Source organism: Pseudonocardia sp. Cha107L01, from assembly GCF_052566575.1.
Genome location: NZ_CP199579.1, coordinates 7,278,050 through 7,303,705 on the forward strand (window position 1 = coordinate 7,278,050; position 25,656 = coordinate 7,303,705).

General features: G+C 66.9%; 28 protein-coding genes and 1 pseudogene. 19 read left to right on the forward strand and 10 right to left on the reverse strand.

The genetic code is table 11. From position 1 onward, the window contains the following. Positions 1 to 43 precede the first annotated feature (43 nt). Entirely contained in the window at positions 44 to 1,249 is a 1,206-nt protein-coding gene (locus tag ACTXG6_RS34200; RefSeq protein ID WP_445183392.1) for an IS4 family transposase, read from the forward strand. 226 nt (positions 1,250 to 1,475) lie between these two features. On the opposite strand, the gene ACTXG6_RS34205 is transcribed toward ACTXG6_RS34200, so the two are convergent. Beyond that, positions 1,476 to 2,129 (reverse strand): hypothetical protein, encoded by a 654-nt coding sequence (locus ACTXG6_RS34205; RefSeq protein WP_445183488.1) that lies wholly within the window; start codon positions 2,127 to 2,129, stop codon positions 1,476 to 1,478. A 384-nt stretch (positions 2,130 to 2,513) separates the two neighbouring features. On the opposite strand from ACTXG6_RS34205, the gene ACTXG6_RS34210 reads away from it, so the two are divergent. From ACTXG6_RS34210 to ACTXG6_RS34220, 3 genes are read left to right on the forward strand one after another with little or no spacing between them, the layout of a single operon-like run. Continuing rightward, complete coding sequence (locus tag ACTXG6_RS34210; protein ID WP_445183489.1) at positions 2,514 to 3,374, forward strand: tyrosine-type recombinase/integrase; 861 nt, start codon at positions 2,514 to 2,516, stop codon at positions 3,372 to 3,374. Beyond that, positions 3,374 to 3,712, forward strand: coding sequence for a helix-turn-helix domain-containing protein (locus tag ACTXG6_RS34215; protein ID WP_445183490.1), 339 nt, complete (start codon positions 3,374 to 3,376; stop codon positions 3,710 to 3,712). The genes ACTXG6_RS34210 and ACTXG6_RS34215 overlap by 1 nt, the downstream gene beginning before the upstream one ends. Continuing rightward, positions 3,712 to 5,214, forward strand: coding sequence for a hypothetical protein (locus ACTXG6_RS34220; RefSeq protein ID WP_445183491.1), 1,503 nt, complete (start codon positions 3,712 to 3,714; stop codon positions 5,212 to 5,214). Before ACTXG6_RS34215 ends, ACTXG6_RS34220 begins: the two co-directional genes overlap by 1 nt. 425 nt (positions 5,215 to 5,639) lie before the next feature. Here ACTXG6_RS34220 and ACTXG6_RS34225 read toward each other — a convergent pair whose 3' ends face one another. Then, positions 5,640 to 6,410 (reverse strand): GAF and ANTAR domain-containing protein, encoded by a 771-nt coding sequence (locus tag ACTXG6_RS34225; protein ID WP_445183492.1) that lies wholly within the window; start codon positions 6,408 to 6,410, stop codon positions 5,640 to 5,642. A gap of 65 nt (positions 6,411 to 6,475) precedes the next feature. After that, positions 6,476 to 6,898, reverse strand: a complete 423-nt coding sequence (locus ACTXG6_RS34230) for an STAS domain-containing protein (RefSeq protein WP_445183493.1) — start codon at positions 6,896 to 6,898, stop codon at positions 6,476 to 6,478. A 180-nt stretch (positions 6,899 to 7,078) separates the two neighbouring features. Between ACTXG6_RS34230 and ACTXG6_RS34235 the strand changes: the two genes are divergently transcribed. From ACTXG6_RS34235 to ACTXG6_RS34245, 3 genes are all read left to right on the forward strand, one after another. After that, on the forward strand, positions 7,079 to 7,357 hold the full coding sequence (locus ACTXG6_RS34235; protein ID WP_445183494.1) for a winged helix-turn-helix domain-containing protein: 279 nt from the start codon (positions 7,079 to 7,081) through the stop codon (positions 7,355 to 7,357). A gap of 177 nt (positions 7,358 to 7,534) precedes the next feature. Beyond that, the gene (locus ACTXG6_RS34240; RefSeq protein ID WP_445183495.1) at positions 7,535 to 7,678 is read left to right on the forward strand and encodes a hypothetical protein; all 144 of its coding nucleotides are present in this window, start codon (positions 7,535 to 7,537) and stop codon (positions 7,676 to 7,678) included. 338 nt (positions 7,679 to 8,016) lie between these two features. Beyond that, entirely contained in the window at positions 8,017 to 8,307 is a 291-nt protein-coding gene (locus ACTXG6_RS34245) for a DUF1330 domain-containing protein (protein ID WP_445183496.1), read from the forward strand. Positions 8,308 to 8,383: 76 nt separating this feature from the next. On the opposite strand, the gene ACTXG6_RS34250 is transcribed toward ACTXG6_RS34245, so the two are convergent. Continuing rightward, a complete protein-coding gene (locus ACTXG6_RS34250) occupies positions 8,384 to 8,881 on the reverse strand; it encodes a hypothetical protein (RefSeq protein ID WP_445183497.1) in 498 nt (165 codons plus the stop codon). Positions 8,882 to 9,125: 244 nt separating this feature from the next. Here ACTXG6_RS34250 and mihF point away from each other — a divergent pair, with 244 nt between their 5' ends. After that, a complete protein-coding gene (gene mihF / locus ACTXG6_RS34255; protein WP_445183498.1) occupies positions 9,126 to 9,431 on the forward strand; it encodes an integration host factor, actinobacterial type in 306 nt (101 codons plus the stop codon). 242 nt (positions 9,432 to 9,673) lie between these two features. Beyond that, a complete protein-coding gene (locus ACTXG6_RS34260; RefSeq protein ID WP_445183499.1) occupies positions 9,674 to 10,237 on the forward strand; it encodes a DUF421 domain-containing protein in 564 nt (187 codons plus the stop codon). Positions 10,238 to 10,490: 253 nt separating this feature from the next. Here ACTXG6_RS34260 and ACTXG6_RS34265 read toward each other — a convergent pair whose 3' ends face one another. Continuing rightward, positions 10,491 to 10,646: a DUF6131 family protein gene (locus ACTXG6_RS34265; RefSeq protein ID WP_445183500.1), complete on the reverse strand. Its 156-nt coding sequence runs from the start codon at positions 10,644 to 10,646 to the stop codon at positions 10,491 to 10,493. 488 nt (positions 10,647 to 11,134) lie between these two features. Then, a complete protein-coding gene (locus ACTXG6_RS34270) occupies positions 11,135 to 11,917 on the reverse strand; it encodes a type 1 glutamine amidotransferase (RefSeq protein ID WP_445183501.1) in 783 nt (260 codons plus the stop codon). 153 nt (positions 11,918 to 12,070) lie between these two features. Between ACTXG6_RS34270 and ACTXG6_RS34275 the strand changes: the two are divergent. The 4 genes and pseudogenes from ACTXG6_RS34275 to acs form a co-directional block, all read left to right on the forward strand. Next, a pseudogene (locus tag ACTXG6_RS34275) lies at positions 12,071 to 12,199 on the forward strand (IS701 family transposase); the annotation flags it as partial. 308 nt (positions 12,200 to 12,507) lie between these two features. Continuing rightward, a complete protein-coding gene (locus ACTXG6_RS34280) occupies positions 12,508 to 12,813 on the forward strand; it encodes a DUF3040 domain-containing protein (protein ID WP_445183502.1) in 306 nt (101 codons plus the stop codon). A 22-nt stretch (positions 12,814 to 12,835) separates the two neighbouring features. Then, positions 12,836 to 13,468, forward strand: coding sequence for an acetate uptake transporter (locus tag ACTXG6_RS34285; protein ID WP_445183503.1), 633 nt, complete (start codon positions 12,836 to 12,838; stop codon positions 13,466 to 13,468). Positions 13,469 to 13,547: 79 nt separating this feature from the next. After that, positions 13,548 to 15,536, forward strand: a complete 1,989-nt coding sequence (gene acs / locus ACTXG6_RS34290) for an acetate--CoA ligase (protein ID WP_445183504.1) — start codon at positions 13,548 to 13,550, stop codon at positions 15,534 to 15,536. A 185-nt stretch (positions 15,537 to 15,721) separates the two neighbouring features. Here the strand turns inward: acs and ACTXG6_RS34295 are convergent, their stop codons facing one another. Beyond that, a complete protein-coding gene (locus tag ACTXG6_RS34295) occupies positions 15,722 to 15,856 on the reverse strand; it encodes a hypothetical protein (protein WP_445183505.1) in 135 nt (44 codons plus the stop codon). A 314-nt stretch (positions 15,857 to 16,170) separates the two neighbouring features. Between ACTXG6_RS34295 and ACTXG6_RS34300 the strand changes: the two genes are divergently transcribed. Beyond that, positions 16,171 to 16,638 (forward strand): hypothetical protein, encoded by a 468-nt coding sequence (locus ACTXG6_RS34300; protein ID WP_445183506.1) that lies wholly within the window; start codon positions 16,171 to 16,173, stop codon positions 16,636 to 16,638. After that, entirely contained in the window at positions 16,635 to 16,880 is a 246-nt protein-coding gene (locus ACTXG6_RS34305) for a hypothetical protein (RefSeq protein WP_445183507.1), read from the forward strand. Before ACTXG6_RS34300 ends, ACTXG6_RS34305 begins: the two co-directional genes overlap by 4 nt. On the opposite strand, the gene ACTXG6_RS34310 is transcribed toward ACTXG6_RS34305, so the two are convergent. Continuing rightward, on the reverse strand, positions 16,847 to 17,329 hold the full coding sequence (locus ACTXG6_RS34310) for a transposase (RefSeq protein ID WP_445183508.1): 483 nt from the start codon (positions 17,327 to 17,329) through the stop codon (positions 16,847 to 16,849). The two genes, ACTXG6_RS34305 and ACTXG6_RS34310, sit on opposite strands and share 34 nt — an antisense overlap. Before the next feature lie 172 nt (positions 17,330 to 17,501). Then, positions 17,502 to 18,575, reverse strand: a complete 1,074-nt coding sequence (locus tag ACTXG6_RS34315; protein ID WP_445183368.1) for an IS110 family transposase — start codon at positions 18,573 to 18,575, stop codon at positions 17,502 to 17,504. 200 nt (positions 18,576 to 18,775) lie between these two features. Between ACTXG6_RS34315 and ACTXG6_RS34320 the strand changes: the two genes are divergently transcribed. Beyond that, entirely contained in the window at positions 18,776 to 19,129 is a 354-nt protein-coding gene (locus ACTXG6_RS34320; protein WP_445190174.1) for a transposase, read from the forward strand. Here the strand turns inward: ACTXG6_RS34320 and ACTXG6_RS34325 are convergent. After that, positions 19,083 to 20,174, reverse strand: a complete 1,092-nt coding sequence (locus ACTXG6_RS34325) for an IS110 family transposase (RefSeq protein ID WP_445183367.1) — start codon at positions 20,172 to 20,174, stop codon at positions 19,083 to 19,085. The two genes, ACTXG6_RS34320 and ACTXG6_RS34325, sit on opposite strands and share 47 nt — an antisense overlap. A 305-nt stretch (positions 20,175 to 20,479) precedes the next feature. Here ACTXG6_RS34325 and ACTXG6_RS34330 point away from each other — a divergent pair, with 305 nt between their 5' ends. From ACTXG6_RS34330 to ACTXG6_RS34340, 3 genes are all read left to right on the forward strand, one after another. After that, on the forward strand, positions 20,480 to 21,364 hold the full coding sequence (locus ACTXG6_RS34330) for an IS3 family transposase (protein ID WP_445183381.1): 885 nt from the start codon (positions 20,480 to 20,482) through the stop codon (positions 21,362 to 21,364). A gap of 614 nt (positions 21,365 to 21,978) precedes the next feature. Continuing rightward, a complete protein-coding gene (locus tag ACTXG6_RS34335) occupies positions 21,979 to 23,580 on the forward strand; it encodes an FMN-binding glutamate synthase family protein (protein WP_445183509.1) in 1,602 nt (533 codons plus the stop codon). A 136-nt stretch (positions 23,581 to 23,716) separates the two neighbouring features. Continuing rightward, positions 23,717 to 25,504: a thiamine pyrophosphate-requiring protein gene (locus ACTXG6_RS34340; protein WP_445183510.1), complete on the forward strand. Its 1,788-nt coding sequence runs from the start codon at positions 23,717 to 23,719 to the stop codon at positions 25,502 to 25,504. Positions 25,505 to 25,656 lie beyond the last annotated feature (152 nt).

Here is a 25,656-nt window from a genome sequence, read left to right on the forward strand (position 1 = left end):
CCAATACCGTTCAGTTAGGCTTACATCGGTGTAGTTTGCTGATGTGCCTCGTGCTGGGTGGAAGAAGCCCGTCTCGGATCGTCGCTTGTCGGATTTGGTCTCGGTGGGGGTGCTGACCCGGGTGTTTCCACCGGAGTTGGTCGATGAGGTAATCGCCGAGGCTGGCCGCACCGAGCAGCGCAATCGCACGTTGCCGGCGCGAGTGATGGCGTACTTCGCGATTGGGATGGCGCTGTACTCCGAGGGCTCGTATGAGGACGTGCTCAGTCAGCTGACCGATGGGCTGGCGTGGGCGTCGGGATGGGAGGCCAGCTACAACCCGCCGTCGAAGTCGGCGATCTTTCAGGCCCGGCAGCGCCTCGGTCCGGAGCCGATGGCGGCGTTGTTTGCTCGGGTCGCCGAGCCTCTCGCGACCCCGATGATGGCCGGGTCATGGCTGGCTGGGCGTCGGATGGTCGCCATCGACGGAACCTGCCTGGACGTAGCGGACACCGTCGAGAACGCGAAGTTTTTCGGCCGGCCCGGGGTGAGCAAGGGCGAGCAGGCAGCGTTTCCGCAGGCCAGGATCGTGGCGTTGGCCGAGTGCGGCACGCATGCGGTGTTCGCCGCCGAGATCGGCGTCTACTCCGAGTCCGAGGCCACCCTGACCGAGCGGCTGCTGCCTCGGCTGGAGCCCGGGATGCTGCTGCTCGCCGATCGTGGCTTCTTCTCCTACGGCTTGTGGCGCCAGGCCTCTGGGACCGGCGCGGACCTGCTCTGGCGGATCCGAACCGATGCCTTCGGACCCAAGGCCAAGCACGTGCGTGACCTCGACGACGGCTCCTGGCTGGCGATGCTGCGCAAGAGTACGGACCGTGAGAGCGAGCCGATGCTGGTTCGGGCGGTGGACTACACGGTCGACGACGGCCGAGGCAACGACACCAGCTATCGACTGTTCACCACGCTGCTGGACCCCGGCGAGGTCTCCGCCGTTGACCTCGCCGCCGCCTACAACCAGCGATGGGAGATCGAACTCATCCTCGACGAGCTCAAGACCCACCAACGCGGACCCCGCACCGTGCTGCGCTCAAAGTCACCCGACCTGGTGCAGCAGGAGATCTGGGGGCACCTGTGCTGCCACTACGCGATCCGCACCCTGATGACCGACACCGCGAAGCACAGCGGGCGCGACCCCGACCGGGTCAGCTTCGTCGCAGCCCTGCGCATCGCCCGCCAGTCTGTCGCCCCTCGCGGGCGCTTTCCCCCCTGACAACGTCCAGGCCACCAACCACGTCTGGGGCACCGCGCTGCGCCGACTCGCTCGGCGGCTCAACCCCGCCCGCCGACTGCGGGCGGCACCCAGGGTCATCAAGCGAAAGATGCCCAAGTGGCACGTCAAACGTGCCCACCACGGTGCCTGGCCCGGCCCCCAGCACTCACCGAACTACCTCATCCAAAACCGTAACTGAACGGTATTGGGACTAACACAGGCCTTGTCAGAGCGAAACCGGTTTGTGGCAGCGACGGCTGCGGATCAGTCGTTTGGACCGAATCAGTGGCTGGACGATGTACTCGATGCTCACCAAGGCTCCGGCCTCGCGAACCGTGCCAGTTGCAGGATCAGGAACCGACAGTCCACCCGGCGAGGTTTGCCAGAACGCCGCGCAGGCCCGGACGGTGTCCGCGTCGGTGTACAGCGCAGCGGCGAAATGGACCAGTTGACCGGGCAGATTGCCCCCGGCGAGGCGCTCTTCACCGATGCCCGACAACAATGTGGCTGATTTGCCGACCGCCCGAGAATCAGTGGCCGTCGCCGTGCCCACCACCGCCGTGCCCACCACCGCCGTGCCCACCACCGCCGTGCCCACCACCGCCGTGCCCACCACCGCCGTGCCCACCACCGCCGTGCCCACCACCGGAGCCGTGACCGCCGTTGTCGCCAGGGCCGCGGTCGGGCCGTCGCCGCGGGATCCCTGGTGGTCGTGCTGGTCGTGGTTGTTGTGGTCGGCCCGTGCGGCTTGACGCTCGTTCGTGGTAGAGGGGTGCGGTGTCGGCTCGTGAATCCCGGTGTCGGGCTTGCTCGGGTGTCGGGAAGTTGGGTTCCGCCCTCGGCCGTGATCGCGGGCGACAACGTACTCGTCGGTATCCACCAGATGGCCCTGCGGGGCGGATTGACGAGGCGGCTGATGGCGATGAGCTGCTCGCCCGGTACGCCCACCAGTCAGCCGTCAGGGCGTCTTATCGACCTAATCTACATTATCGGTTGGCAACCGATACCAATTTCATTTGATGCAATTACTCGTCGCTGGGCGCGTGCCCACGGGTGAGCTGGCCAGGGATCGCATCGGTGATCATGGTACGCGCGATGCTATCACCGGTTCGGCGAGCCGACGGTGAAAACATGCCGATGACCAGGCGATTTGCTTTGCGTCGTTCTTCTGGTGCAAGATTCGTTCACTTGAATGGGATCTTGTTCTGGGGGTGGCGTGGTCGGCTCGTGGAAGGTCCCGGGCGGCGCGGCTGAGTTGTTCGTGATGGGCGGCTCTCCTCTGCTGCGCCCTGACGAGCAAGTCTTCGATGCGATGCTGACAGGGTGGCGTGACCAGCAGTTATCCCGGAAATGTCAGCGGCTGTTCGGCACCCATCCCGCGCAGATCTGCTTTGAGTGGAACACCGCCGCGCACACCAGCGACTACGAAGGGCGCCCGCAGCGCCGGGCGTTATCTAAGCCGGAGCTGCAGCGGTTATTCGACTACGCCGACGACCGCGTCGAGGCAGCCCGCCGCAGCGGCAACAAGGGATGGCTTGCCGCGTTGCGGGACTCGGCGGCGTTGAAGACCACCTACGCCTGGGGGCTGCGTCGCCGCGAGGTCGTGATGCTCGATCTGGCGGACTTCGGGTCCAACCCTCACGCGCCCGAGTACGGCGGTTACGGCGTCATCTATGTCCGGTGGGGCAAGGCGAACAAGGGCAGCACGCCCAAACGCCGCAGCGTGTTGACCGTGTTCCCCTGGTCGGTGCGGGTCATCGGCCAGTGGGTCGAGCAGTGCCGCGAGCTGCTGCCGACCGCGCGCGGCGGCTCGGGTCTATGGCCCAGCGAACGGTCGGGCCGGCTGTCCAAGGAGAAGCTCGGTGCCCGGTTCGCCGAGTACCGCGACGCCCTCGGGTTTCCCGAAGAACTGACCTTGCACTGCCTGCGCCACTCCTACGTGACACACCTAATCGAAGCGGGCCACGACCCGCTGTTCGTGCAGCAGCAGGTCGGGCACTCCTACTCCTCGACCACCGCGCTCTACACCTCGGTGTCCTCGGACTACCGCACCCGCACCCTGCGCGCGGCGCTGGACCGCAGCATCGGACGCGCCCTGAGCGCCGACGGATCGGAGATCCTCTGATGCCTCGCCGTCGCCTGGATTTTCACTGGAAACTGCGCCAACAGATGGCCGCTCACGACCTGTGGAAGACCACGCAGCTCACCCCGCTGCTGCGGGAACGGGGAATTGATCTCTCCGCCGCACAGGTCTATCGGCTGGTAACCGACAAACCGGAGCGGCTGTCGATGAAGACCCTGATAGCCCTGTGCGACATCTTCGACTGCACCCCCAACGACCTCATCACCCCGTACGCGGTCAGCGGGCAGCAACCGAGGGCGGCGGCCGGCGGGGCGGCCGACGTGGTGGAACTCAACCCGGATTTGCGCCCGGAGCGGGCCCGGATCACCGACGAGGACTGATGAGCGGCACACGCAAACCTCGAGCGCGCAGCCAAACCCCGGACCCGCGGCGTTGGTCGCCGTGCGCGCGCTGCGGCGAGTGCTATGCCCCGGTCGCCCGCTGGCGTGAGGGACCCATCTGCGCGTACTGCTACAACGCCGCCCGCCGCCAGGAGGGACGCTGCGCGGACTGCGGCCACGTCGGCATGGTCCCCGGCCTCAACACCCATGGCGAACCAACGTGCCTACGCTGCGGCGGAATCCCACTGAACCTGACCTGCGAGCACTGCGGGATCGAGGCGGCGCTCGCCCGGGGCGCGACGTGCTGGCGCTGTCTGCTCACCGAGATGGTTGAGGAGCTGCTCACCGGCCCTGGTGGCACCGTCTCGGCGAAGCTCCAACCAGTCGCGCATGCGATCACGTCGATGCCGCGAGCCAACAGCGGCGTGACCTGGCTGCGCGGCAACCCTCGAGTCGGAGAGCTCCTGCGCGCGCTCGGATCCGGCGAGATCGCGTTGACCCACGCGGCGCTCGACGAGCTGCCCCAGAGCCGCTCAGTCGAGTACATCCGCGGCTTGCTGGTGGAGAACGAGGCGCTGCCCCCACGTGACCGGCGCCTTGCCACATTCCAACGCTGGTTCGATGCCAAGCTCAACACCATCGCCAATCCCGACCGACGCCAGGTGCTCGAGCGCTTCGGCCGCTGGCACCACCTGCGCAACCTGCGTCGACAAGCCACCGCCGGACCGGTCGCCGCCGGCCCCGTTCTGCGGGCCAAACAATCGGTCACCGTCAGTATCGAGTTCCTGGGTTGGCTCGACGCACGCGGACAGACACTCGCCTCCTGCACACAGCACGACATCGACACCTGGTACGCCACTGGTCCCGGGACGCGCGAACACGTCGAGCGTTTCCTGTACTGGTGCCGCACTCAACGCCTCACCACGAAGCTCGACGTCCCCCAGCGGGACAAAGACAATCCCGAACTGATCGGAGAGTCAGAACGCCTCCAGATCATCCGCGCCCTACTGCTCCACGACACCCTGCCGCTGCCCTACCGGATTGCCGGATGCTTGATCACCCTCTACGGGCAATCCGCCAGCCGAGTCGTCAGGCTCGGCATCAACGACGTCGACGCCGACAGCGGAGAGGTCCAGCTACGCCTTGGCCGTGAGTGGCTACCGGTGCCCGAACCCCTGTCAACCCTGCTCGCCACACACTTGAGCAAGCGCTCCAACACCAATACCGCAGCCAACGCCACAACCTCTTGGCTCTTCCCCGGTCGCATGCCCAACCAGCCGATACATCCCCAAAGGCTGCTCGACGTCCTACGCGATGCAGGCATCCCAGTCCGAGCGGCCCGAAACACAACCTGGCAGCAACTCGTCAGAGAGGCCCCACCACAAGTCCTCGCCAACGCGCTCGGAGTCAGCCCCACCACCGCGATGCAGCATGCCGATCGCGCAGGGTCGGACTGGACACGCTACGCGGCCACGATCCAGGCCAGCCCAAAGGACCCCTAGTGCGCCCCGAACCGTGTGCCGAGCATGGACGTCGGAGTCGTTAGCGAGCGACTCGTCACTGCGGAACACGTCGCATTACTGCCCGCAGATACGCAGACGCTACTGTTGCTGGCGGCGGCCGACCAGCCGGGACCTGCTGATCGGTAGTGGCGGGACGGGCGCGCTGGGTATCCCGGAGTCGGCCACGCGGAGGTCGCCGGAACTGGTGGTCTTCGTGCCGGAGGTGCGGTTCTCGCACCGCTTCAAGGAGGTGGATCCCGACGTCGCCCTCCGACGGCTGCTGCTGGTGGTCATCGCGGCCGTCGACCTATTCGACGACGCATCGGTGGAGCGACTGACCACTCGCTGGTCGATCGTGCCGCGCCAGAGCGGCGCATTGACTAAGCTGCCCGGGCGCACTCGCCCTGCGCAGCGTTCTCGTCCTTTCACCCTGCCCGGCCGGGCTGAGTCTCGTCCGGCCTCGACTGGAAAACCGTGCTGGCGTCTCCGACGGAGCGCGGGCCACGGGCATTGTTTTGGGTTTCGGTGATCAGCCAGCGGGCGACGTCGGCGACCTTTATGTTGGTTTCCTGCGACGTCCGGACCAGTAGTTGGAAGGCTTGCAGTGTGGTGAGCCGGTCGCGCTGCATGAGGATGCCTTTGGCCTGGCCGAGCACGTCCCGGTTGACCAATGCGGCGTTGAGGTGGTGTTCGCGGGTGGCCCCGGCGAGGGCGACCGAGGCGTGTTGGGCGAGCAGGTCGGCCAGGATCTCGGAGTCTGGGGTGAAGGCGTCGGGTTGGGCCGCGTAGAGGTTGAGCGCGCCCAGGGTTTCGCGGCGCACGAACAGTCGCAGCGACATCATGCTGCGTACCCCGCTTTCGGCGGCGGCGGCCGCGAAGCGCGGCCAGGGTTGGCCCGGCTGGGCGAGGTCGGCGATTCGGACGGTGTGGTGTTGCCGGATCGCGCTCAAGCAGGGGCCTTCGTCGAAGTCGCTCTGCAGTTGATCGAGCTCGGAGACCAGGTCGTGGCTCGACGCTTCGGCGGTGACCCGTTTGCCCTGGATCAGCGATATCCCGGCCCACTGTGTGCCGGGGACCAGGTCGAGAGCGCTGTGCACGATCGCGCGGAGCGTGCCGTCGCGGCTGTCCTCGTCCTGTAGGCGTCCGGCAAGCTCGCTCATCCGCTGAGCCAACTCCCGGCCCAGGAACTCGTTCATGACCATCCCCCTGCATACAAGTCAATTCAGTGGTGCGGTGAGTCAACGGGTGGCGCCGGCCCAGATCAGGCTGAGTCGGAGGAGGCGGCCAGCAGGTCGTGGGCTCGCACGGCGGTGAGTACGCGGCGCAACCAGGGCGGCGGGGCGACGAGGTGGAACTCGACGTTGTCGGCTTCGGTCCGCCGCAGGGCCCAGCGCAAGCCGCGGACCCCGGTGGCGCCGCAGTAGGTGAGGCCGCTGACGTCGAGCAAAAGGACATCCGGTCGCCGCGCCAGGCATTGATCAACGGCCTCGCGCACGATGTTGGTGTTGGAGGTATCGATCTCGCCGACCAGGGCCAGGATCGCCTCGCCGCCGAAGTGTGTCGGGACTGCCCGCAGCGGCGGCTCCGGCGCCACGGTGCCAGGTCTCTTGACGGCAGCCGCGCCGTCGGTGTTCCGCCCGACGCTGGGACTTTCCGGTGATGTGGAGAACGGGTTGATCCTCATCGCGGACCTCTCCTCCGCCGGATGTGAATCACCCTTGGCAGGGTAGCCCGGCCACTAATTCACGTCAACAAGAACGTATGTTTGCCTTCGTGTGTTCCATCTCGCGTGTCGTGGCACGCGGGTTTATACTCGCGGGCGATGGAACACAATAAGGAGCAAGTTCAAAGCAACTGGACACTCTTGACCACGCACGGGCGCGCCCTGGTGGCGATCGCCCAAGACCCCGATGCCAGGATGCGGGACCTCGCCGAGATTGTCGGAGTCACCGAGCGCACCGTTCAGGCGATCGTGGCCGACCTCGAAGCCGCCGGCTACGTAGCCCATACCCGAGTCGGCCGGCGCAACAGCTACACCGTCCACCTGGACCGCCCGTTTCGACACTCCGCCCAGGACGGCCACCTGGTCGGCCCGTTGCTGGACCTCCTCGGCGCATCCGATACCGGGGACGAGCAGACCTAGGGCCGCAAGTCGTATCCGGTGCGCGCTGAGCCGGTCGCCTCGGCGCCATCCCTGGTGGCCGAAGCCACCACCTCAGATCCCTCATACTGCGGCTCACTGGTCGGGCACCCGGCGACCCCTGCACGGACGGATAGATACGGACCCCCCGGATGGTTCTGCTCCGGACCAGGCCTGCGGGTGAAGTTCTTTATCCCCCTCGCCGATGATCTCGCCACGTTCGACCAGCGCACCACTGCCCTGACCTGGTTCGAGCCCGGAAGCCCCGACCGCCACCCGCACCCCACAGCGCGCCGGTTCCTGTTCCTGTCCGGCCCCGCCTAGGACCAGCTCATCTTCCCCGATGGACGCCGCGAGACCGCGCATCGCCGGGCTGGCGACTTCGTCGATTACCCCACCAGAATCGAGCACCGCACACAGCTCCGGTGGGCGCTTACTGCTGTTCGTCCACGAGGCCCAGGCTCTGCCAGGCCGGAGAAGGTGGCAACACGCCCGGATGGAACCGCGGCGGCGTCCGTAGTGAGCCGAGCCCCAAGACCGGACGTCAGGACGCGCAGGGACCCACGGAGCGAACTCGTCGCCCTTGAATACGTCGCTATAGCAGCATCAAGGACGGTCACGGGAGCTGCGGTGCGGTCGACCGGAGGCGGATCATCGACGCCATGACTGCCTACGCGATCTCCGAAGTCGAGATGCTGGACGAGACCCAGGGCCAGCGCTACCGGGAACTCGCCGCAGCTTCCATCGCACGCCACGGCGGCCGCTACATCGTGCGCGGAGCGGAGCCGGACGTACCCGAAGGGAATTGGCCGCGTGAGCAACGAGTCGTCGTGGTCGAGTTCCCCAGCATGGATCGCCTGCGGCGCTGGTACTCCTCCGCGGACTACGCGGAAGCGCTCGCGATTCGGGACACGGCGCTGACTCGGCGTCTGCTCTTCGTTGACGGCGTTTGACGGCTATCAGAACGGAGCCTGATGCTCCGTGCCCTTCGACCCAGCCTGCTCAGGTGGGCGCTCGCCAGTTTGTCGATCAGCCTCCTTGGTCGCCCGAGGTCACGCTCGGGCTGCCTTCCGTTGAGCCCTGCGGGTTGATCCCGGTCGAGTCCTCGCCGGTTGACGTGCCGGTCGGGCGCTGCGCCGGGCCTTTCGTTCCGGTGTCTTCCCGGCCCGCTTCCTTACCCTCCTTGGCGGCGAGTTCTTCACCTCCGGTGCTGGTCGATTCGCCGACTCCCAGCGGCGTCGCCGCCGTGGTGTCAGTCGGCGGCACACCTTCGCGTTCCTCCTTCGACACCGGAGGAGGTGGGCCGGGCTCCCCACCGTATTCGTCGGCACGGAACGCCTTGCCCACACCGTCGGCCGCCGCCGCCTGGGCCTCCGGGGAATCGTCGCGGTCGTAGGGAGGTGTTAGTCCTTGCGGTTCCGCGGTACCCCCGGGGTCGGGTTCTGGGCCACGACTGGACCTGCCACCGGGTAGCCCCTGACTCATCTGCTGGCGCTGGGCTTGCGGTTCGTCCTCGGAGTTTGCCATCTCGACCTCCTTGTCGGCGGGCTCCGGGCGTACCCGCCCAAACATCGAACGAAACCGATGCGCCTGGGCACGAGCTGGCCGGCGGGGCCACGACATTGGCAACGTGGCCCCGCCGGGTGAATTGCCTGATCATCGGGTATGCCGGGTGAGCGTGGACTCGCACAGACCGGCTATGTTCCGCAGCCATCGGACTCGCGGGTACTGGGGTTCGGGTCGGTCAGAACCGTGGAGAAAGGATCTCGACATGGCACTTCCGACGTTGACTCCCGAACAACGCGCTGAGGCGCTGGAGAAGGCAGCGGCCGCTCGTACCGCCCGGCGTGCGCTGCTGGACGAAGTCCGAGGTGGCAGGGCCAGCATTGCCTCCGTGCTCGCCCGCTCCGCTGTCAACCCCATCGTGGCCAAGACGAAGGTCGAGGCATTGATTCGAGCGGTGCCGGGATATGGGCCGGCCAGGGCCAGCGCGGTGCTGAACAAGGTGGGTATCGCTGAGAACCGCCGAGTTGCTGGACTCGGCGCGAAACAGATCGAAGCCTTGATCAGCGAATGAGCTGACTGTCCTCGTCGGCAGAGCATCCGGTCGTATGGGGTCTGGTGGCAGACGCGGGGCAACTCGGCTCCCCTTCCACAGCTGCCCGACTTGCGCGTCGCCATCCAACTTCGGCAATGGCGCCGGTCCAAATCCACCCAGCCACCGACGACAAGGCCTTGCGCGGGCGGTGGCGCACGGCGGGTGCTAGGTGACTCGGCGGTCAGGCTCGTAGATCTCTGAGACGTGATGGAGGAACTCGGATGTGGCACGACATGTTCGCTGAGCAAATCCCCCTTGACGAGAAAATGCTGCGCACAGTCATTGTGTATGCGGTGCTCGCGGTGCTGTTCCGCTTCACGGGCAAGCGGGGCCTGGCGAACCTGAACACTTTCGACTTCATCGTTATCTTCCTGCTGTCCAACGTGGTGCAGAACGCGGTGATCGGCGACGACAACTCCCTGATCGGGGGGATCGTGGGCGCTGTCACCCTCGTGGTGGTCAACGCCGCGCTCAACCGGCTAATCGCACTCAGCCCACTCGCCGGCCGTGTCTTTGAGGGGCACGCCACGGTGGTGATCTCGGACGGGCACGTCGTGGGTGGTGCGTTGCGCCGCTTGGGTTTGCGGCACAGTGAGATTGACCAGGCGGTTCGCCTGCAGAACGGCGACAACATCGCCGAGATCGCGGACGGGCGCCTCGAACCCGGCGGCCAACTGATCCTGACCTTGAAAGATTCGGAGCAGAACTGCACCAAGGCTGACATCGCTGCTCTCACCGACCGTCTCGCTCGGATTGAAGCTTTGCTCAGCACCCGAGCGGGTTGACGCGCACGGGTACATGCCGGAAGTGGTAGCGGCGCGGCCGGGCAAAACAAGACGCACGGATGCCCGTCGGCGGAAAGGCCCGCGGGACTCCCAGCGCCATTCACCGTCACCGGGACGTGCCCGACGATGAAATCAGTGCACTGACCTCTGCCGTCGGGCCACCCGACTCGGCGAAACCCGGGACTGCCGGATCAGCCGCGCGCGGCCCGGTCCTTCCCGTGCGTGCCCCGGGATCGTGCACGGACGCCGAAGGTTAGAAATACCAGCGGCGCCCGCCGACGCCGCGGCCTACCGACCCGAGCAGCAACAGCACCAAGCCGACTACGAGCAGGATGCTGCCGACGGTGTAGAGGATGGAGATACCGGTCAGCCAACCAATGATCAACAAGATGACACCGAGAACGATCATTGTTCTCTCCCCGGATCGAGGTTCCGCGCGAGGCTCGCGCGATATGCGGCAGAGGTTACAAACGCGACCCGGACAAAACGCAACAAACGCCCACGACGCGCCGACGGCCTCAGTCGGGACAAACGCGCTCCACCTTCACCCTGATGGCCGCGTTGAATCCCGGCGGGAGCGAGCATCCGGCACAACGGGCTACGGCACCCTTCGTCCCTACTTCTGGGGGGACGCGTGGTGATCACCGCAGTCCTTCAGACGCGCGGGTCCAGTTGCGCGAGTTCAGTGGGACTTAATCGTCTCCGGCGCCGACGCTGTGCAGGACGTGCTCGACGACGCAGCGGCACGGCTAGGCAGCTCCTCCCCCTGCGTTCGGCCAGAGCCGCCCGCCCAGCGTTACCGTCCAGAAACGGCGGACCATCGTTCAGCCCGACCGACAGATGGCGCCACACCCCGCGCCGCCCACCATCTCCGGCGGAGACGTGCGCCCACTCGCATCAACGACGCCGTGGGGTGATACGGAAGCGACGGGGAGGCTGGTCGGGTAGGTAGGTTCGGCGTAGTTGGGCCTGGTCGGGTAGCTCGAGGGGGGCCAGGTGGTGACCTGTCGCGCGGGTCAGGATGTGGTCGGCCAGGGCGGGGTTGCGGGCGAGTACCGGGCCGTGCATGTAAGTGCCGATGATGCGGTCAGTGAGTACCCCTTCATCGCCGCGCCCAGTGCGATGCCCAATTCGAGGTCCGTGGTTGCCGGTGTTGCCGATGCCGGTCAGGACCCGGCCCAGCGGGCGCAGTCCTGGTCCTAGGGTGGTGGCGCCGCGATGGTTTTCAAATCCGCAGAGTTGTCCGACGCCGGGCAGATGGCAGTGGGTGGTGATCTGTCCGGTGGCCCGGCGGCGCCCGGGGCAGGTGGTGAGGTCTAGCAGGTCGGCGCCGAGGTGCACGGTTCCGTCGGGGTCGGTCATGGTGCGGCCGAAGATTTGCAGTCCCGCGCAGACTGCGAGGGTCACCGCGGTGTCCGCCAGCGTGTTGCGCAGCGCACGGTGATCACGCAGCCAGCGGGCGGCAAACCGTTGCGCGGCGTCCTCGCCGCCGCCGAGCACATAGATGTCACAGCTGGTCGGGGGGTTCTGTATGGCGGTGCAGGTGAGGATGCGGGCCGGGATGTCGCGCCACCGCAGCCGCTGCAGCAGCACGGTCGCGTTCCCCGAGTCGGAATAGGTGCCCAGCACGTCGGGCAACAGCAAGCAGATGTTAACGGTGGACTCGGTCGGTCTGGACATCAGATCACGAGGGTCTCATCAACGACCACACCGCCACCTAGCCAGGGTGTCCAGTGGTGGACGATCGTTGTCCGGCCGCAGGGGAAGTGAGGCCGTGCGGCCTGGTGCCCGCACGTTCTGCCACGAGCAACCAAGGAATGGGCCGGATAGCCACAGTTGAGGACTATCCGGCACAGTGGTGGCGGCGGCCACGTCGACTTGTCGATGCTCGCCCTGGCCTGGCTCGCCGGAACAAAAGCGCAGCTCACAAAGGGGGAACCAGTACCGACAACCAGCACATGATCAGTCTCACGCTACCGGAGATCCGGCGACTGCTTGTCCACCTCGCCCTGCGACACACCCACAGCATCGAGCACGTCTGGTCCTGGTCCTACTGGCGCAGAAAACGCCAACACCAAGCCCGCCTCAGCCACTATCGACGACGCGGATACTTACTCACCTAACTGCCGTTGCAGCACTAGGCCTCACCCGTTGGGACACCACGTGTTGCGGGACGTGTTTCTCTGCGCAACCATTGCATTCCAGCATTTTATGGCGATCCGAAATTTAGGCCCTGTGAGCGGATCGGCAGTCCTCAACGAGGAGGCGCGATGCTCACCGAACAGGACACGCGCGCCTTGGCGGACATCGAGCGTCGCCTGCGCCACGAGACCACGCCGCGGTTCCTCTGTGTCCGGCTCACCCCAAGGCAGCCACGGACTCCTCCGCGCTGGCTGGCCTATGTCATGGCGGTGGTCGTGCCGTTGCTACTTCCCGCGGTCAGTGTCCTGGAAATGCGACCGCTCGTGACCTGTGTCTGCGGTCTGGTCGCTAGCACGGTTGTGCTCCCGCGCTGGGTACAGCGGGAAGCCAGGGGTAACACTCATAGCGGAAATGGTCCTACCAGCGGGCATTAGCCGCGTCGCGAGAGGAGAAAAAATGAGCAGCACCATCAGCGATCGCGATGTCTCCGAGCCGCGGGCTGTGCGAACCGACCCGCCAGGCGATCATATCGCCGACCCGGGCCCACTCGGATTGGCCGGTTTCGCGATGACCACCTTCGTGCTCAGCTGTGTCAACGCCGGGCTGGCATCGAAGGCCATCGAGCCGGTCGTGCTACCCCTGGCGCTGTGCTACGGCGGTCTGGTGCAGTTGTTGGCCGGCATGTGGGAGTTCCGGAAGGCGAACACGTTCGGCGCGCTGGCGTTCAGCTCGTACGGGGCGTTCTGGCTATCCTTCGCCGCATACGTCAAGTTCGTCGCCCCCGGCCTCGGTCCGGCCGCCGGAAGTGCCACCGGGATCTTCCTACTCGCGTGGACGATCTTCACCGCCTACATGACAGTCGCCGCGTTGCGCACCACCGGCGCCGTCCTTGCGGTGTTCGGCGCCTTGACGGTGACCTTCGCGCTACTCACGATCGGCACCTTCACCGGCGTCGCCGTCATTAGTGAGGCCGGCGGCTGGACGGGACTGGTCACCGCCGTGTTGGCCTGGTACGCCTCGTTCGCCGGGGTCACCAACTCGACGTTCCACAAGACTGTGCTGCCCGTGATGCCACTCGCCCGGCCGTAGAGACCTTCTGCTCAATACACCAGCTGGCCGGCCGGTGGCTCCGCCTCCGGCCGGTCAGCGTTCCGACGGAGGTCCGCGAATGTCCGGCTCCAGCGAGACCCTGAGCAACCTGTCCACCGAGACCCGCAGCTTCGCGCCGAGCGAGGAGTTCGCGGGACAGGCGAACGCGACCGAGGAGATGTACGCCCACGCTGATGCCGACCGCGAGGCGTTCTGGGCTGAGCAGGCCGATGCTCTGCACTGGGAGCAGCGCTGGGACCAGGTGCTGGACTGGAGCGGCGCGCCGTTCGCCAAGTGGTTCGTCGGCGGCAAGCTGAACGTGGCCTACAACTGCGTCGACCGGCACGTGGCCGACGGGCACGGCGAGCAGGTGGCCTTCCACTGGGAGGGCGAGCCGGGCGACAGCCGCACCATCACCTACGCCGACCTGCAGCGCGAGGTGTGCAAGGCGGCCAACGCGCTCGCCTCGCTCGGCGTGACCAAGGGCGACCGGATCGCGATCCAGCTGCCGATGATCCCGGAGGCCGCCATCTCGATGCTGGCCTGCGCCCGGCTCGGCGCGCTGCACAGCGTGGTGTTCGGCGGTTTCTCCCCGGGCGCACTGCGCTCCCGGGTGCAGGACGCCGAGGCCAAGCTGGTGATCACCTCGGACGGGCAGTTCCGCCGTGGCAAGCCGGCGCCGATGAAGGAGAACATCGACGAGGCGCTCACCGACACGCCCAGCGTCGAACACGTCATCGTGGTCCGGCGCACCGAGACCGACGTGTCGATGACCGAGGGCCGCGACCTGTGGTGGCACGACGTCGTCGAGGGCCAGTCCGACGAGCACACGGCGGAGGCGTTCGACTCCGAGCACCCGCTGTTCATCCTCTACACCTCGGGTACCACCGGGAAGCCCAAGGGCGTGGTGCACACCTCCGGCGGCTACCTGACCCAGGCCGCCTACACCCACCGCAACGTGTTCGACCTCAAACCGGACACGTCGGTCTACTGGTGCACCGCCGACATCGGCTGGGTCACCGGGCACTCCTACATCGTCTACGGACCGCTGGCGAACCGGGCCACCTCGGTGATGTACGAGGGCACCCCGAACACCCCGCACGAGGGCCGGCACTGGGAGATCATCCAGAAGTACGGCGTGTCGATCTACTACACCGCTCCGACGCTGATCCGCACGTTCATGAAGTGGGGCAAGGAGATCCCGGAGAAGTACGACCTGTCCTCGCTCAAGGTGCTGGGCAGCGTCGGCGAGCCGATCAACCCCGAGGCCTGGATGTGGTACCGGGAGAACATCGGCAAGGACCGCTGCCCGATCGTGGACACCTGGTGGCAGACCGAGACCGGCGCGATCATGATCTCGCCGCTGCCCGGGGTGACCGCCACGAAGCCCGGCTCGGCGATGCGCCCGCTGCCCGGCATCTCCGCGACGATCGTGAACGACGAAGGCACCCCGGTCGGCAACGGGCAGGGCGGCTTCCTGGTGCTGGACCAGCCGTGGCCCTCGATGCTGCGCGGCGTCTGGGGTGACGAGGAGCGCTTCCGGGAGACCTACTGGAAGCGGTTCGCCAAGCAGGGCTACTACTTCGCCGGCGACGGCGCCAAGTACGACGACGACGGCGCGATCTGGCTGCTCGGGCGCATCGACGACATCATGCTGGTGTCCGGGCACAACATCTCCACGACGGAGGTCGAATCGGCGCTGGTGTCACATCCGACCGTCGCCGAGGCCGCCGTGGTCGGCGCGTCCGACCCCACCACCGGGCAGGGCATCGTCGCGTTCGTGATCCTGCGCGGCAACGTGGCCAAGTCCGCAAGCGACTCGACCGAGGGCAAGGAAGCCATCAAGGCGCTGCGCGACCACGTCTCCAAGGAGATCGGCCCGATCGCCAAACCGCGCCAGATCATGGTCGTCGACGAGCTGCCCAAGACCCGGTCCGGGAAGATCATGCGCCGGCTGCTCAAGGACGTCGCGGAGAACCGGGAGATCGGCGACGTCACCACACTGGCCGACTCCAGCGTGATGGACCTGATCTCGACCGGGCTCGCCGAGGGCAAGGGCGAGGACTGACCGGCCCGACCACCGACGGCGGGGCCGGGAGTGCGATGAGCCGATTACACGCGCGGCACGCCACCTTCAAGACGATCACGCCACCTTCAAGACGACAAGCAAAGCTACAGGTGAGGTGACGGTGAGCGTGGGCTCACCGTTGAGCACGGTTGTTGGTGCAGTGCGTTCGAGGCCGTGCGTAATACTCACCGCGTAGGGACGTGCTGCGGGTCAGCCACGGTCTCGTGGAGCTTGGCCAGCGCGGCGCGGATGCGGGATTTCGCAGTGCCCAGCGGAATCGCTTCGAACGCGGCAAGCTCGCGGGCGGTGAACCCGTGCACAGCTTCACCCGCCTGGGCGCTGGCATCCAGGGGCGGCTGCAACGCGATGCACGCGCTGCGCGGACTGGGGCTCGAACCGAGGATGCGCGCGGAGGCCTTCTACCCCCGCTCGTGGAACAACAAAGACTGGCAGACCGGCGAGGTGAAGTTCGACCAGATATTCGGCCCCCGGCCGAGGCGAGGTACGGGGCCCCCATACCTACTCGCCCACCGGGGCGACCTGCACGAAGCCCCTGACGAGCACCGTCCCGCCGGAGCACGTCCGGCTAAGCCACACCCTGGTCGGCCTGGACGAGAACGCACACGGCGTCCGCTTGTCGTTCGCCGACGGCTCGTCCACCGTCGCCGATGCCGTGATCGGCGCGGACGGTGTCCACTCGACCGTGAAAGATCTCGTGTTCGGCGAGTCCGAGGCGAACTTCACCGGCCGAATCGCGTACCGGACCACATTCCCGACCCAGCTGCTGGGCGGGTACGAGATCGACGAGTGCACCAAATGGTGGGGCCCGGACCGCCACATCGTCATCTACTACGTCAAACCGGACCGCAGCGAGGTCTACTTCGTCACCAGCCAGCCCGAGCCCGAGTTCACCGTGGAGTCGTGGTCCGCCAAGGGCGACATGGACACGTTGCGGGCCGCGTTCGAGGGATTCCACCCCCAGGTCCAGCACACCCTCAAGACCTGCCCCGACGTGCACAAGTGGGCACTGGTGGACCGCGACCCGCTGGAGCGCTGGTCGGACCGCACCGTGACCCTCCTCGGCGACGCCTGCCTCCGATGACCCCCTACATGGCTCAGGGCGCCGCCATGGCACTCGAGGACGCGGTCGTACTCGCCCGCCTGGTCGACGGTGTGGACGATCGGGCGGGTATCGCCGATGCCTTCCGCCGCTTCGAGGCCACCCGCAAACAGCGCACCTCCAGAGTCCAGCTCAGCTCGCGCACGAACACCTGGCTGAAGGAACCCACCGACGTCGACTGGGTCTACAGCTACGACGCGTGGACGACACCACTGGCCGACTGATGGGTTCGCGGGTCCGCCACCCCGTGGAGCTGAACCTTTTGCAGAGCGCGGTCCGCTGCGCCGCGCACATGGGCGCGAGGATTCTTCCGCAAAGGGAACGCATCAACGTGCTCGGTCCCCTTACGCCAGATCGGCAACTGCACCGTCGCCTCGGCCAACGCCAGCTTCAACTGCTCAGCCTCTGCCCGCAGCCGCCGCTCTGGCTGCGACCCGGCCCCGTCGGCCACACCCGGCATTCGACTCTCCAGGCTGGCCTTGCCCGCCTCCAGGAACCGGCCCCGCCAATGCCCGACCGCCTGTGGCGTCACGCCATGCCGCCGAGCCGCCTCGGCCAGCGTCATCTCACCGGCCAACACCGCCAGCACAATCTGCGTCTTCTCCTGCGCCGACAACCGAGAACGGGGCGGCCCCGTCCGACTCATGGTCAACACCCTTCCATAGGGGCCCAAACACCGGGCCCTGTGGGCTTCCCCTCGTAACGTGGAGACATCGCCTTAGAGGAGGTGGGGGCGATGGCGGAGTCACGGCGGAAGTTTGACGCTTCTATGTGTGTCAAGACCGTTTGATGTGGGTTCCTCCTGTCGTGTGAGCTGGCGCGGCCAGGGCCGTTCGGGCGCTGATTCATAGGCTGGGTGCAGCGACGGTGGCGGGAGCCATCGCGGTGGTGAGGGTGCGGAAGAGCTGGCGGGCGATGTAGCGCTTGATGCAGCGCCGGATCTCCCTGGGGGTCTTGCCTTCGGTGGTGCGCCGGGCCACGTAGGCCTGGGTGGCGGGGTCGCTGCGGATCCTGGTGTTGGCGATGACGTGGATGGCCCTGTTGAGCGCTCGGTCGCCACCCCGGTTGAGTCGATGGCGCACGGTGCGCCCGCTGGAGGCCTCGATCGGGCTGGTGCCGGCGAGGGCGGCGTACGCGGCGTCGTTACGGCACCGCCCGGGGTGGGAGAACGAGACGATCGCTTGCGCGCCGGTGACCGGCCCGATCCCACACCGGTCAGTTAGCGCTGGAACGAGGTCGTTGACGATCGCGGCTAGCTCAGCCTTGTTGGCCGTCAGCGCCCGGGCGGCCTCGCGTAGTGCGAGGGCCAGGCGGCGGATCTCGGCGTGACGCACGGCCTGGGCTCGACTGGCCTCCCGAGGTTGGCGACGTTTCACCAGCTCAGACAACATGGCGGCGGTGAGTTTCCCGCAGGCGAGACGACGGTCAGCGTCGCCCCCATCTCGCAATAACGCCTTGAGACGGTTGGTCTGCGCGGTGCTGGTGGTGGTCAGATCCTCCCGCGCGCACAGCAGGATACGCAGGGCCTCCCGGTCTCCGTCCGCGCGTGGGGTGGGCAGCTTGTTCACCTCGAGGCCGAGAGCGAACAGCACCGCCAGATGCGCGTCGATCGGGTCGGACTTGCCCTTGCCTCGGCGGGTCTTGCGGCGGGGTTGCTCGGCCTCGATCACCGGTAGCCCGACGGCGGCCGCGGCGCGGCCCAGCCCGACGCCGTAGCTACGGGTCCCCTCGATCGAGACCACCAGCCTCGGTCCAGGAGCATGGTCGAACACCCAAGCCAACGCCTCGGCATGGCCGGCGTTGTGGTTGCCGAACGAGGCGGTGGCGATCACCGCGCCGCTGGGGTAAGCGATCTCGAGCTGGTTAGTGTCGCGGTGGGTATCGGCACCGATGACTGCATCGGTGACTTCTGAGAGCATTACCACTGGCCGAGGGCCCTTCCAGGGGTTGCGGTCAACGTCGGCACCGGCCTGGATGAGGGTCACCGTGGTGGCAGATCTGTGACGGGTCACGCTCGCGCGGACATGCTTCTAATCAAGCCAACTGGTGGGGCCAGGCTGGTGCCGGCAACCACGACCGACAGGTCAAACGAAGGGCACGCTGAAGCGGCCAGATCAGGATTGAGTCACGTCGGGTCACCGGCACCGAGCCTGGTGGTTCTCCATCCAGGAGTACCGCAACGACACTCACAGATCAGGATTTCAAGGAGGGCGCGGTCCGGTTGGTCCGCGAGACCGGGCGCCCGATCGCGCAGATCGCGAAGGACCTGGGGATCAACCCGGGCACGCTGGCCAACTGGGTGGCTTTGGACCGTCAGGCCAAGGACGGTAACGGTCGACTCGGCGAGGACGAGCGGATCGAGTTGGCCCGGCTGCGGCGGGAGAACGCCGAGCTGGCGATGGAGCGTGATGATGCCCCTATGTTTGTCAAGCGGCGTGGTGGAGTGATCTCGGGCCACTTTCCGGCTCGATGATGATCTGGTAGACCTCGCGGGCGATGTAGCGCTTCAAACAGCGGATGATCTCGCGTTTGGACAGTCCTTCGGCGATGCGACGTTGCACGTAGGCGCGGGTGCGGGGGCACCAGCGCAGCCGAGTGATCACGATCATGTAGAGCGCGGAATTCGCCTTCCGGTTGCCGCCGCGGTTGAGCCGGCGCCGGTTGGTCTTGCCCGAGGAGGCCTCGACCGGGCTGGTGCCGCACAGCGCGGCGAAGGAGCCCTCGTGGGTCATCCGTTCCGGGTTGTCCCCGGCGGCGATGAGCAGCTCGGCGGCGCAGTCTGGGCCGATCCCGATCTGCCCCAGCAGCTTGGGGGCGCGCCGGTGGACGGCCCGAGCAAGCTTGCCGTCGAGCTCGGCGATCTCCGCGGAGAGGGCCTGGATGCGCTGGGCCAGCAACCGCAGCGTGTAGAACGTCGCGCCGGCGAGGTCGGTGGTGGCCGGGACGGTCAGGGCGGCGCAGTGGCGCACCAGCGCTTTGGTGCTCAGGGCGGCCAGCTCATCGCGGAGCTCAGGGTCGGCACCGATCAGCACGCTCTGGAGTTGGTTGATCGTCTGGGTGCGTGACTTGATCGCCGAGGACTTGGCCAGCTTGAACAGCCGCAACATCTCCACGTCCCCGTCGCTGCTCTTCGCGGTCGCCGTGGCCTGACCGGAGAGCACCGCGCGGGCGGCGGCCTCGGCATCGATCGTGTCGGTCTTGCCGCGACGGCGCCGAGTGGCTCGGTCGGGTTTGTTGACCTCGATCACCGCGATGCCGCCGGTGGCACGCAGGTGCCGGGCCAGGGCCTTGCCATATGAGCCGGTGCACTCCACCCCGGCCCGGCGCAGGGCCCCGAACCCGCGCGCCCAGCCCAGCAGGGACTCGTAGCCGCCCGCGGTGGTCGGAAAACTGCGCCTGCCCAGCACCACACCGAGCAGGCTGATCACGACTGCGGCGTGCACGTCTTTGTGGGTGTCGATCCCGAGGATCACCTCTTCGCCGGCATTGGTCTGGTCGGGCTGGTTGGGCTGGGGCATGCTGGGCACCGGTCGTTCGTCTCCTGGCAGTGTGGGGAGCGGATTGGCCGTCACCGGGCCGGTGCGGTGCGGTCAGGACTGTGACGGTGCCCTGTTCGCGGCAAGGCCCCTATCGGGACACGCACCCGCCGGCCCGGTGGCAGCAAGCACCGCCGCGACCGGCAGGCCGACCGATCATCACCAAGGCACCGCGGCCAGTCTCAAGCCGGGTCAGACCCACGGTCGCGGCGGTACCTGATCATCCTCACAGTGCTCAAGCGCTCGGTGGCCCTCTGGGTCAAGGACGCGACGGGTCGGCGGTAGTCGTGGCCGGGTTCATCGCGGCCCAGAGGGCCGAACACGGGGTTCCGCACGCGGTGGCGTGCCGGGCGTTGGGGGTGTCGCAGGCCTGGTTCTACAAGTGGCGCCACGGCGACGCCTCGCCCCGGCGAGCGCGGCGGCGGGCGCAGGCCGTGCTGGTAGCGGCGTTGTTCGCCCAACACCGGGGCACCTACGGCGCACCGAGGATCACCGCGGATCTACGCGACATGGGCTGGCGGGTCTCCCAGAACACCGTCGCGGAGCTCATGGCCGAGCAAGGGTTGCGGGCCAGGGCGAAACATCACCGGCGGGGCACCACCCGCCCGGGCAAGGGCCGCTGGCGCGCCCCGGACCTGGTCAAACGGGACTTCACCGCACGGCGGATCAACCAGCGCTGGTTCGGTGACGGCACCGAGATCGACACCGCCGAAGGCAAACTGCAACTGGCCAGCGTGCTGGACGTGTGCTCGCGGCGCATCGTCGGGTTCGCCTTGAGCGAGCACCACGATGCCGAGCTGGCCTACGGGTCGTTGGCGATGGCGGTCGCGGTGCGCGGCGGGCAAGTGGCCGAGGTGGTATTGCACACCGACCAGGGCAGCGAATACACCGCCGGGATGTTCCGCGCGGCCTGTATACGACTGGGCATCCGCCAATCAATGGGCCGGCCGGGATCGGCGCTGGACAACGCGGTCATCGAGTCGTGGCACTCCACCCTGGAGTTCGAGCTGCGCTCGTGCGAAGAATTCCCGACCAAGGCAGCCGCTCGGCGGCGGGTCGCGGCCTGGATCGATGAGTACAACCGCACCCGACGGCACTCCTCCATCGGGATGATCTCCCCGATCGACTACGAGCTGGCCCAACCCGACGACCCTGCCACCGAGGTGGCCTGAGCGAGATGCTCACCCACAAGCACAACCACAACCACAACGGAGGCGGCTGCGCCGCCGCTGAATCCCATTACGCGCCGCGCAGGATACGGGGACCGCACCTCCAACCTCAAGGGTCGCTGACGCGATCGCTGCCGCGACGGCCTACGGCCGCCCTTGACCTCGGAGCCTCGACGGCCCCCAACCGGCGCACAGCGCGGGCAGGCCAGCGCCTGCCCGACTGGCACGCGACGCGAACGACACAACCCAACTACAAGATCACACCAACTGAAGTCTCTACGGTTTCAGGGGATTGCCACCTGCCAGGAATCTTGACGCACGAGACCCCTGAACGAGCAAACATACGTTTCGGTCACTGCGCGATAGTCGAGAGTCTCAGGAAGGGGTGTCGGGCTCACGGTTCCGGGTATGCGGAGCTAGCCACGTACGGACGGGACATGGAAGGTCATCGTGAAGGTCGTTGAGCCGCGGATCGCGCCACTGCCGCCGATACTGGCGGCATCCACTGGGGCAGGCCGGGAGACGGCGGCGGTGATTCCGCGTCGACGCCCTGAGCTCCCCCGGGTCAGCCGAACCGGGTGCGTCCTAGCGCCTCAGGATCGTCGGGACGTCTGCTCATGATGCGCTTCGTGATCTTCCCTGTCCTGCTGGTCCTCGGGGCACTGGGTGCGCTTGCCGGGGTGTTCTGGGCATCGGGGTGGTGGGCGCTGTGCGCTGTGATGGTCGTCCTGCTCGCACTGGGTGTCTGGGACGTAGCGCAACGGCGTCACTCCGTGCTGCGCAACTATCCGGTGATCGGACACGCACGGTATGCGTTGGAGAGCATCCGACCGGAGCTGCAGCAGTACTTCATCGAACGGGACTATGACGGACGCCCCTTTGATCGGGACACACGGTCGTTGATCTATGAACGAGCCAAAGGTATTCAAGGGGAGAAGGCGTACGGCACCGAACTCGACGTTTATCAACCCGGCTATGAGTACCTGTTGCACTCGACCGCGCCGGTAGCACCCCCGCGGCAGCCACCCCGGGTTCGCATCGGTGGAGCGGATTGCACCAAGCCGTACGACATGGCGCTGCTCAACGTCTCGGCTATGAGCTTTGGTTCGCTGTCGGCCAACGCCTTGCGTGCATTGAACCGGGGCGCGGCGCTGGGCGGGTTCGCGCACGACACCGGGGAGGGCGGTCTGACCGACTACCACCTGGAGAACGGCGGCGACCTGGTCTGGGAGATCGGCAGCGGCTACTTCGGAGCACGCACCAAAGACGGCGACTTCGACCCGGGAATGTTCGCGGACAAGGCGGCCCACGACTCGGTCAAATGCGTGTCCCTGAAACTGAGCCAGGGCGCCAAACCAGGTGTGGGTGGGGTATTGCCGGCCGCGAAGGTCACCGCTGAGATCGCCAAGGCCCGAAACGTGCCCCAGGGCGAAAAATGTGTCAGCCCGGCCTGGCACCGGGTCTTCGCTACCCCGCGAGAGCTGGTGCGCTTCGTTGCCCGGATGCGGGAACTCTCCGGTGGGAAGCCCGCCGGTTTCAAATTGTGCGTTGGCTCCCGGGTGGATGTATTGGCAATCTGCAAGGCCATGCTCGCCGAGGGCATCACACCGGACTTCATCATCGTTGACGGGTCGGAAGGTGGTACCGGCGCGGCACCGTTGGAGTTCGAAGATCATGTCGGTCGCCCGCTCACTGAGGGGCTGATGATGGTGCACAACGCTCTTGTGGGAGTCGGCCTGCGAAAACAGGTCAAGATCGGGGCCTCGGGCAAGGTGGCTTCGGGTTCGGACATCGTCAAACGGCTGATCCAGGGCGCGGACTACACCAACGCGGCGCGGGCGATGATGATGGCGACGGGCTGCATCCAGAGCCAACGCTGTCACACGAACCAGTGCCCCGTCGGCGTCGCCACCCAGGACCCGAAACGGGCTCAGGCCCTGGACGTGGCGGACAAGAGCCTGCGAGTGCAACGCTTCCAACAGGCCACCGTGGCCGAAGCCGGCGAAATCATGGCCGCCATGGGCGCCCATGAGCCGCATGAGCTGCGACCTGATCAGCTGATACGCCGCGTCGGACACCACGACTCCGACTCCTACGCCGAGCTCTACCACTGGCTCACACCCGGCGAGCTGACCGCCGACCCCGCGCCAGACTGGGCCGGCGACTGGGAGCAGGCGGATCCCGACCGCTTCGGGCAGCGAACCCATGAGCGCCGATGAACGACCACAGCAACCCGAAGTCAGGTAGGTAGTCGTCCTGAGAGTGGACGACCTGCGCGGGGTGTGGTTGGGCCTGGGCCGGGTAGTCAGGCCTCGACGATTCCCATTGTGGGCGGTGTGGAACACGGGGTGGACGATGGCTGAGAAGGTCGGCGACTACATACTGCGGCGGCTTCGGGAGTGGGGTGTCGAGCAGGTCTTCGCCTATCCCGGTGACGGGATAAACGGCATCGTGGCCGCCTGGGGGCGGGCCGATGACAAGCCGATGTTCGTGCAGGCCCGACATGAGGAAATGGCCGCGTTCGAGGCGGTGGGTTATGCCAAGTTCTCCGGGAAGGTCGGCGTGTGCATGGCCACCTCAGGTCCCGGCGCGATCCACCTGCTGAACGGGCTGTACGACGCCAAGCTCGACCATGTGCCGGTGGTGGCGATCGTCGGTCAAACCGAGCGTTCCGCGATGGGCGGGGCGTATCAGCAGGAGGTGGACCTGCAGTCGCTGTTCAAGGACGTGGCCAGCGACTATCTGGTCGAGGTCAACGTAGCCGAACAATTACCCAACGCGCTGGATCGGGCTTTCCGGACCGCCATGGCCCGGCGCGCGCCCACCGCGTTGATCATTCCGAGCGATCTGCTAGCCGCTGACTACACCGCACCCGCGCATGCATTCAAACAGGTTCCGTCCAGCCCACCGGGCCTCTCAGCGCCGACAGTCCAGCCCCACGAGCCGGATGTCGCCCGGGCCGCGGAGATCCTCAACGCTGGCGAGAAGGTAGCGATCCTGATCGGCCAGGGCGCCCGCGGGGCCGCCGAGCAGGTGCGCCAGGTTGCTGACGTGCTTGGCGCCGGCGTGGCGAAGGCCCTGTTGGGCAAGGATGTGCTGTCTGACGAGCTGCCATACGTGACCGGGTCGAGCGGGCTGTTGGGTACTCGCCCCAGTTACGAGATGATGCGTGACTGCGACACGCTGTTAATGGTCGGTACGAACTTTCCGTACAGCCAGTTCCTGCCCGAGTTCGGTAAGGCGCGGGCGGTGCAGATCGACCTGGACGGCGCGATGATCGGTATGCGCTACCCGACAGAGGTCAACATGGTGGCCGACGCCGCGGCGGCGCTGCGCGCGCTGCTGCCGAGGCTGGAGGCGAAGTCCGACCGAGGGTGGCGGGAGAAGATCGAGAAGAACGTCGCCGGCTGGTGGACCACGATGGGGCAGCAGGCCATGCTCGAGGCCAAGCCGGTGAATCCGATGCGTGTGGTGTGGGAGCTTTCCGAGCGGCTGCCGCACAACGCGATCGTCACGGCTGACGCGGGGTCGGCGGCCAACTGGTACGCCCGGCATCTGCGGATCAGGGGTGAGGTGCGTGGTTCGCTGTCCGGGACACTGGCCACGATGGGCCCGGCGGTGCCGTACGCAATCGGTGCGAAGTTCGCCCATCCAGACCGTCCGGCGATCGCGATCACCGGTGACGGGGCGATGCAGATGAATGGGATGGCTGAGTTGTTGACCATTGCTCGGTACGCGCCGGGTTGGTCGGACCCGCGCTGCGTGATCTGCGTGCTGCACAACAACGACCTGAACCAGGTCACCTGGGAGCTGCGCGCGATGGGCGGCGCCCCGAAGTTCGAGCAATCCCAGACCTTGCCTGATGTGTCCTACGCCGACTTCGCTGACAGCATCGGGTTGGAAGGGATCACAGTCGACAACCCTGAGGCGCTCGGGCCGGCGTGGGACGCCGCGCTGGCCAGCGACCGACCGACGGTACTGGACGTGCACTGCGACCCGGAGGTGCCGCCGATCCCGCCACACGCCACCCTTGAGCAGGCCAAGTCGATGATGGAATCAGTACTCAAGGGAGACCCGTCAGCGCTGCATCTGATGGTCCAAGGCGCAAAAACCAAACTCCAAGAATTCCGCCCCGGCACCTGACACGCTTCCGAGGCGGGAACGCGCACCTAATAAGCCGGTGATGGTCGGCCAGACCCAGAGGGGGTTTCCAGGATCAGGGTGAGGCAAAGGCTTCGGGGAGGTCCGGGCACGCCAAGGCCGCGCCACGAGGATCCATTCCGTACTGGCAAGCC

What these genes read in the sequence shown, in the direction of transcription:
- ACTXG6_RS34250 (WP_445183497.1), bottom strand. Translation starts at nt 8,881, where the DNA reads ATGGCAAACTCCGAGGACGAACCGCAAGCCCAGCGCCAGCAGATGAGT.
- ACTXG6_RS34305 (WP_445183507.1), top strand. Translation starts at nt 16,635, where the DNA reads ATGACCCCCTACATGGCTCAGGGCGCCGCCATGGCACTCGAGGACGCG.
- ACTXG6_RS34210 (WP_445183489.1), top strand. Translation starts at nt 2,514, where the DNA reads ATGGGCGGCTCTCCTCTGCTGCGCCCTGACGAGCAAGTCTTCGATGCG.
- mihF (WP_445183498.1), top strand. Translation starts at nt 9,126, where the DNA reads ATGGCACTTCCGACGTTGACTCCCGAACAACGCGCTGAGGCGCTGGAG.
- ACTXG6_RS34315 (WP_445183368.1), bottom strand. Translation starts at nt 18,575, where the DNA reads ATGCTCTCAGAAGTCACCGATGCAGTCATCGGTGCCGATACCCACCGC.
- ACTXG6_RS34270 (WP_445183501.1), bottom strand. Translation starts at nt 11,917, where the DNA reads ATGTCCAGACCGACCGAGTCCACCGTTAACATCTGCTTGCTGTTGCCC.
- ACTXG6_RS34265 (WP_445183500.1), bottom strand. Translation starts at nt 10,646, where the DNA reads ATGATCGTTCTCGGTGTCATCTTGTTGATCATTGGTTGGCTGACCGGT.
- ACTXG6_RS34225 (WP_445183492.1), bottom strand. Translation starts at nt 6,410, where the DNA reads ATGAACGAGTTCCTGGGCCGGGAGTTGGCTCAGCGGATGAGCGAGCTT.
- ACTXG6_RS34215 (WP_445183490.1), top strand. Translation starts at nt 3,374, where the DNA reads ATGCCTCGCCGTCGCCTGGATTTTCACTGGAAACTGCGCCAACAGATG.
- ACTXG6_RS34245 (WP_445183496.1), top strand. Translation starts at nt 8,017, where the DNA reads ATGACTGCCTACGCGATCTCCGAAGTCGAGATGCTGGACGAGACCCAG.
- ACTXG6_RS34285 (WP_445183503.1), top strand. Translation starts at nt 12,836, where the DNA reads ATGAGCAGCACCATCAGCGATCGCGATGTCTCCGAGCCGCGGGCTGTG.
- ACTXG6_RS34325 (WP_445183367.1), bottom strand. Translation starts at nt 20,174, where the DNA reads ATGCCCCAGCCCAACCAGCCCGACCAGACCAATGCCGGCGAAGAGGTG.
- ACTXG6_RS34340 (WP_445183510.1), top strand. Translation starts at nt 23,717, where the DNA reads ATGGCTGAGAAGGTCGGCGACTACATACTGCGGCGGCTTCGGGAGTGG.
- ACTXG6_RS34220 (WP_445183491.1), top strand. Translation starts at nt 3,712, where the DNA reads ATGAGCGGCACACGCAAACCTCGAGCGCGCAGCCAAACCCCGGACCCG.
- ACTXG6_RS34335 (WP_445183509.1), top strand. Translation starts at nt 21,979, where the DNA reads ATGATGCGCTTCGTGATCTTCCCTGTCCTGCTGGTCCTCGGGGCACTG.
- ACTXG6_RS34280 (WP_445183502.1), top strand. Translation starts at nt 12,508, where the DNA reads ATGCTCACCGAACAGGACACGCGCGCCTTGGCGGACATCGAGCGTCGC.
- acs (WP_445183504.1), top strand. Translation starts at nt 13,548, where the DNA reads ATGTCCGGCTCCAGCGAGACCCTGAGCAACCTGTCCACCGAGACCCGC.
- ACTXG6_RS34230 (WP_445183493.1), bottom strand. Translation starts at nt 6,898, where the DNA reads ATGAGGATCAACCCGTTCTCCACATCACCGGAAAGTCCCAGCGTCGGG.
- ACTXG6_RS34260 (WP_445183499.1), top strand. Translation starts at nt 9,674, where the DNA reads ATGTGGCACGACATGTTCGCTGAGCAAATCCCCCTTGACGAGAAAATG.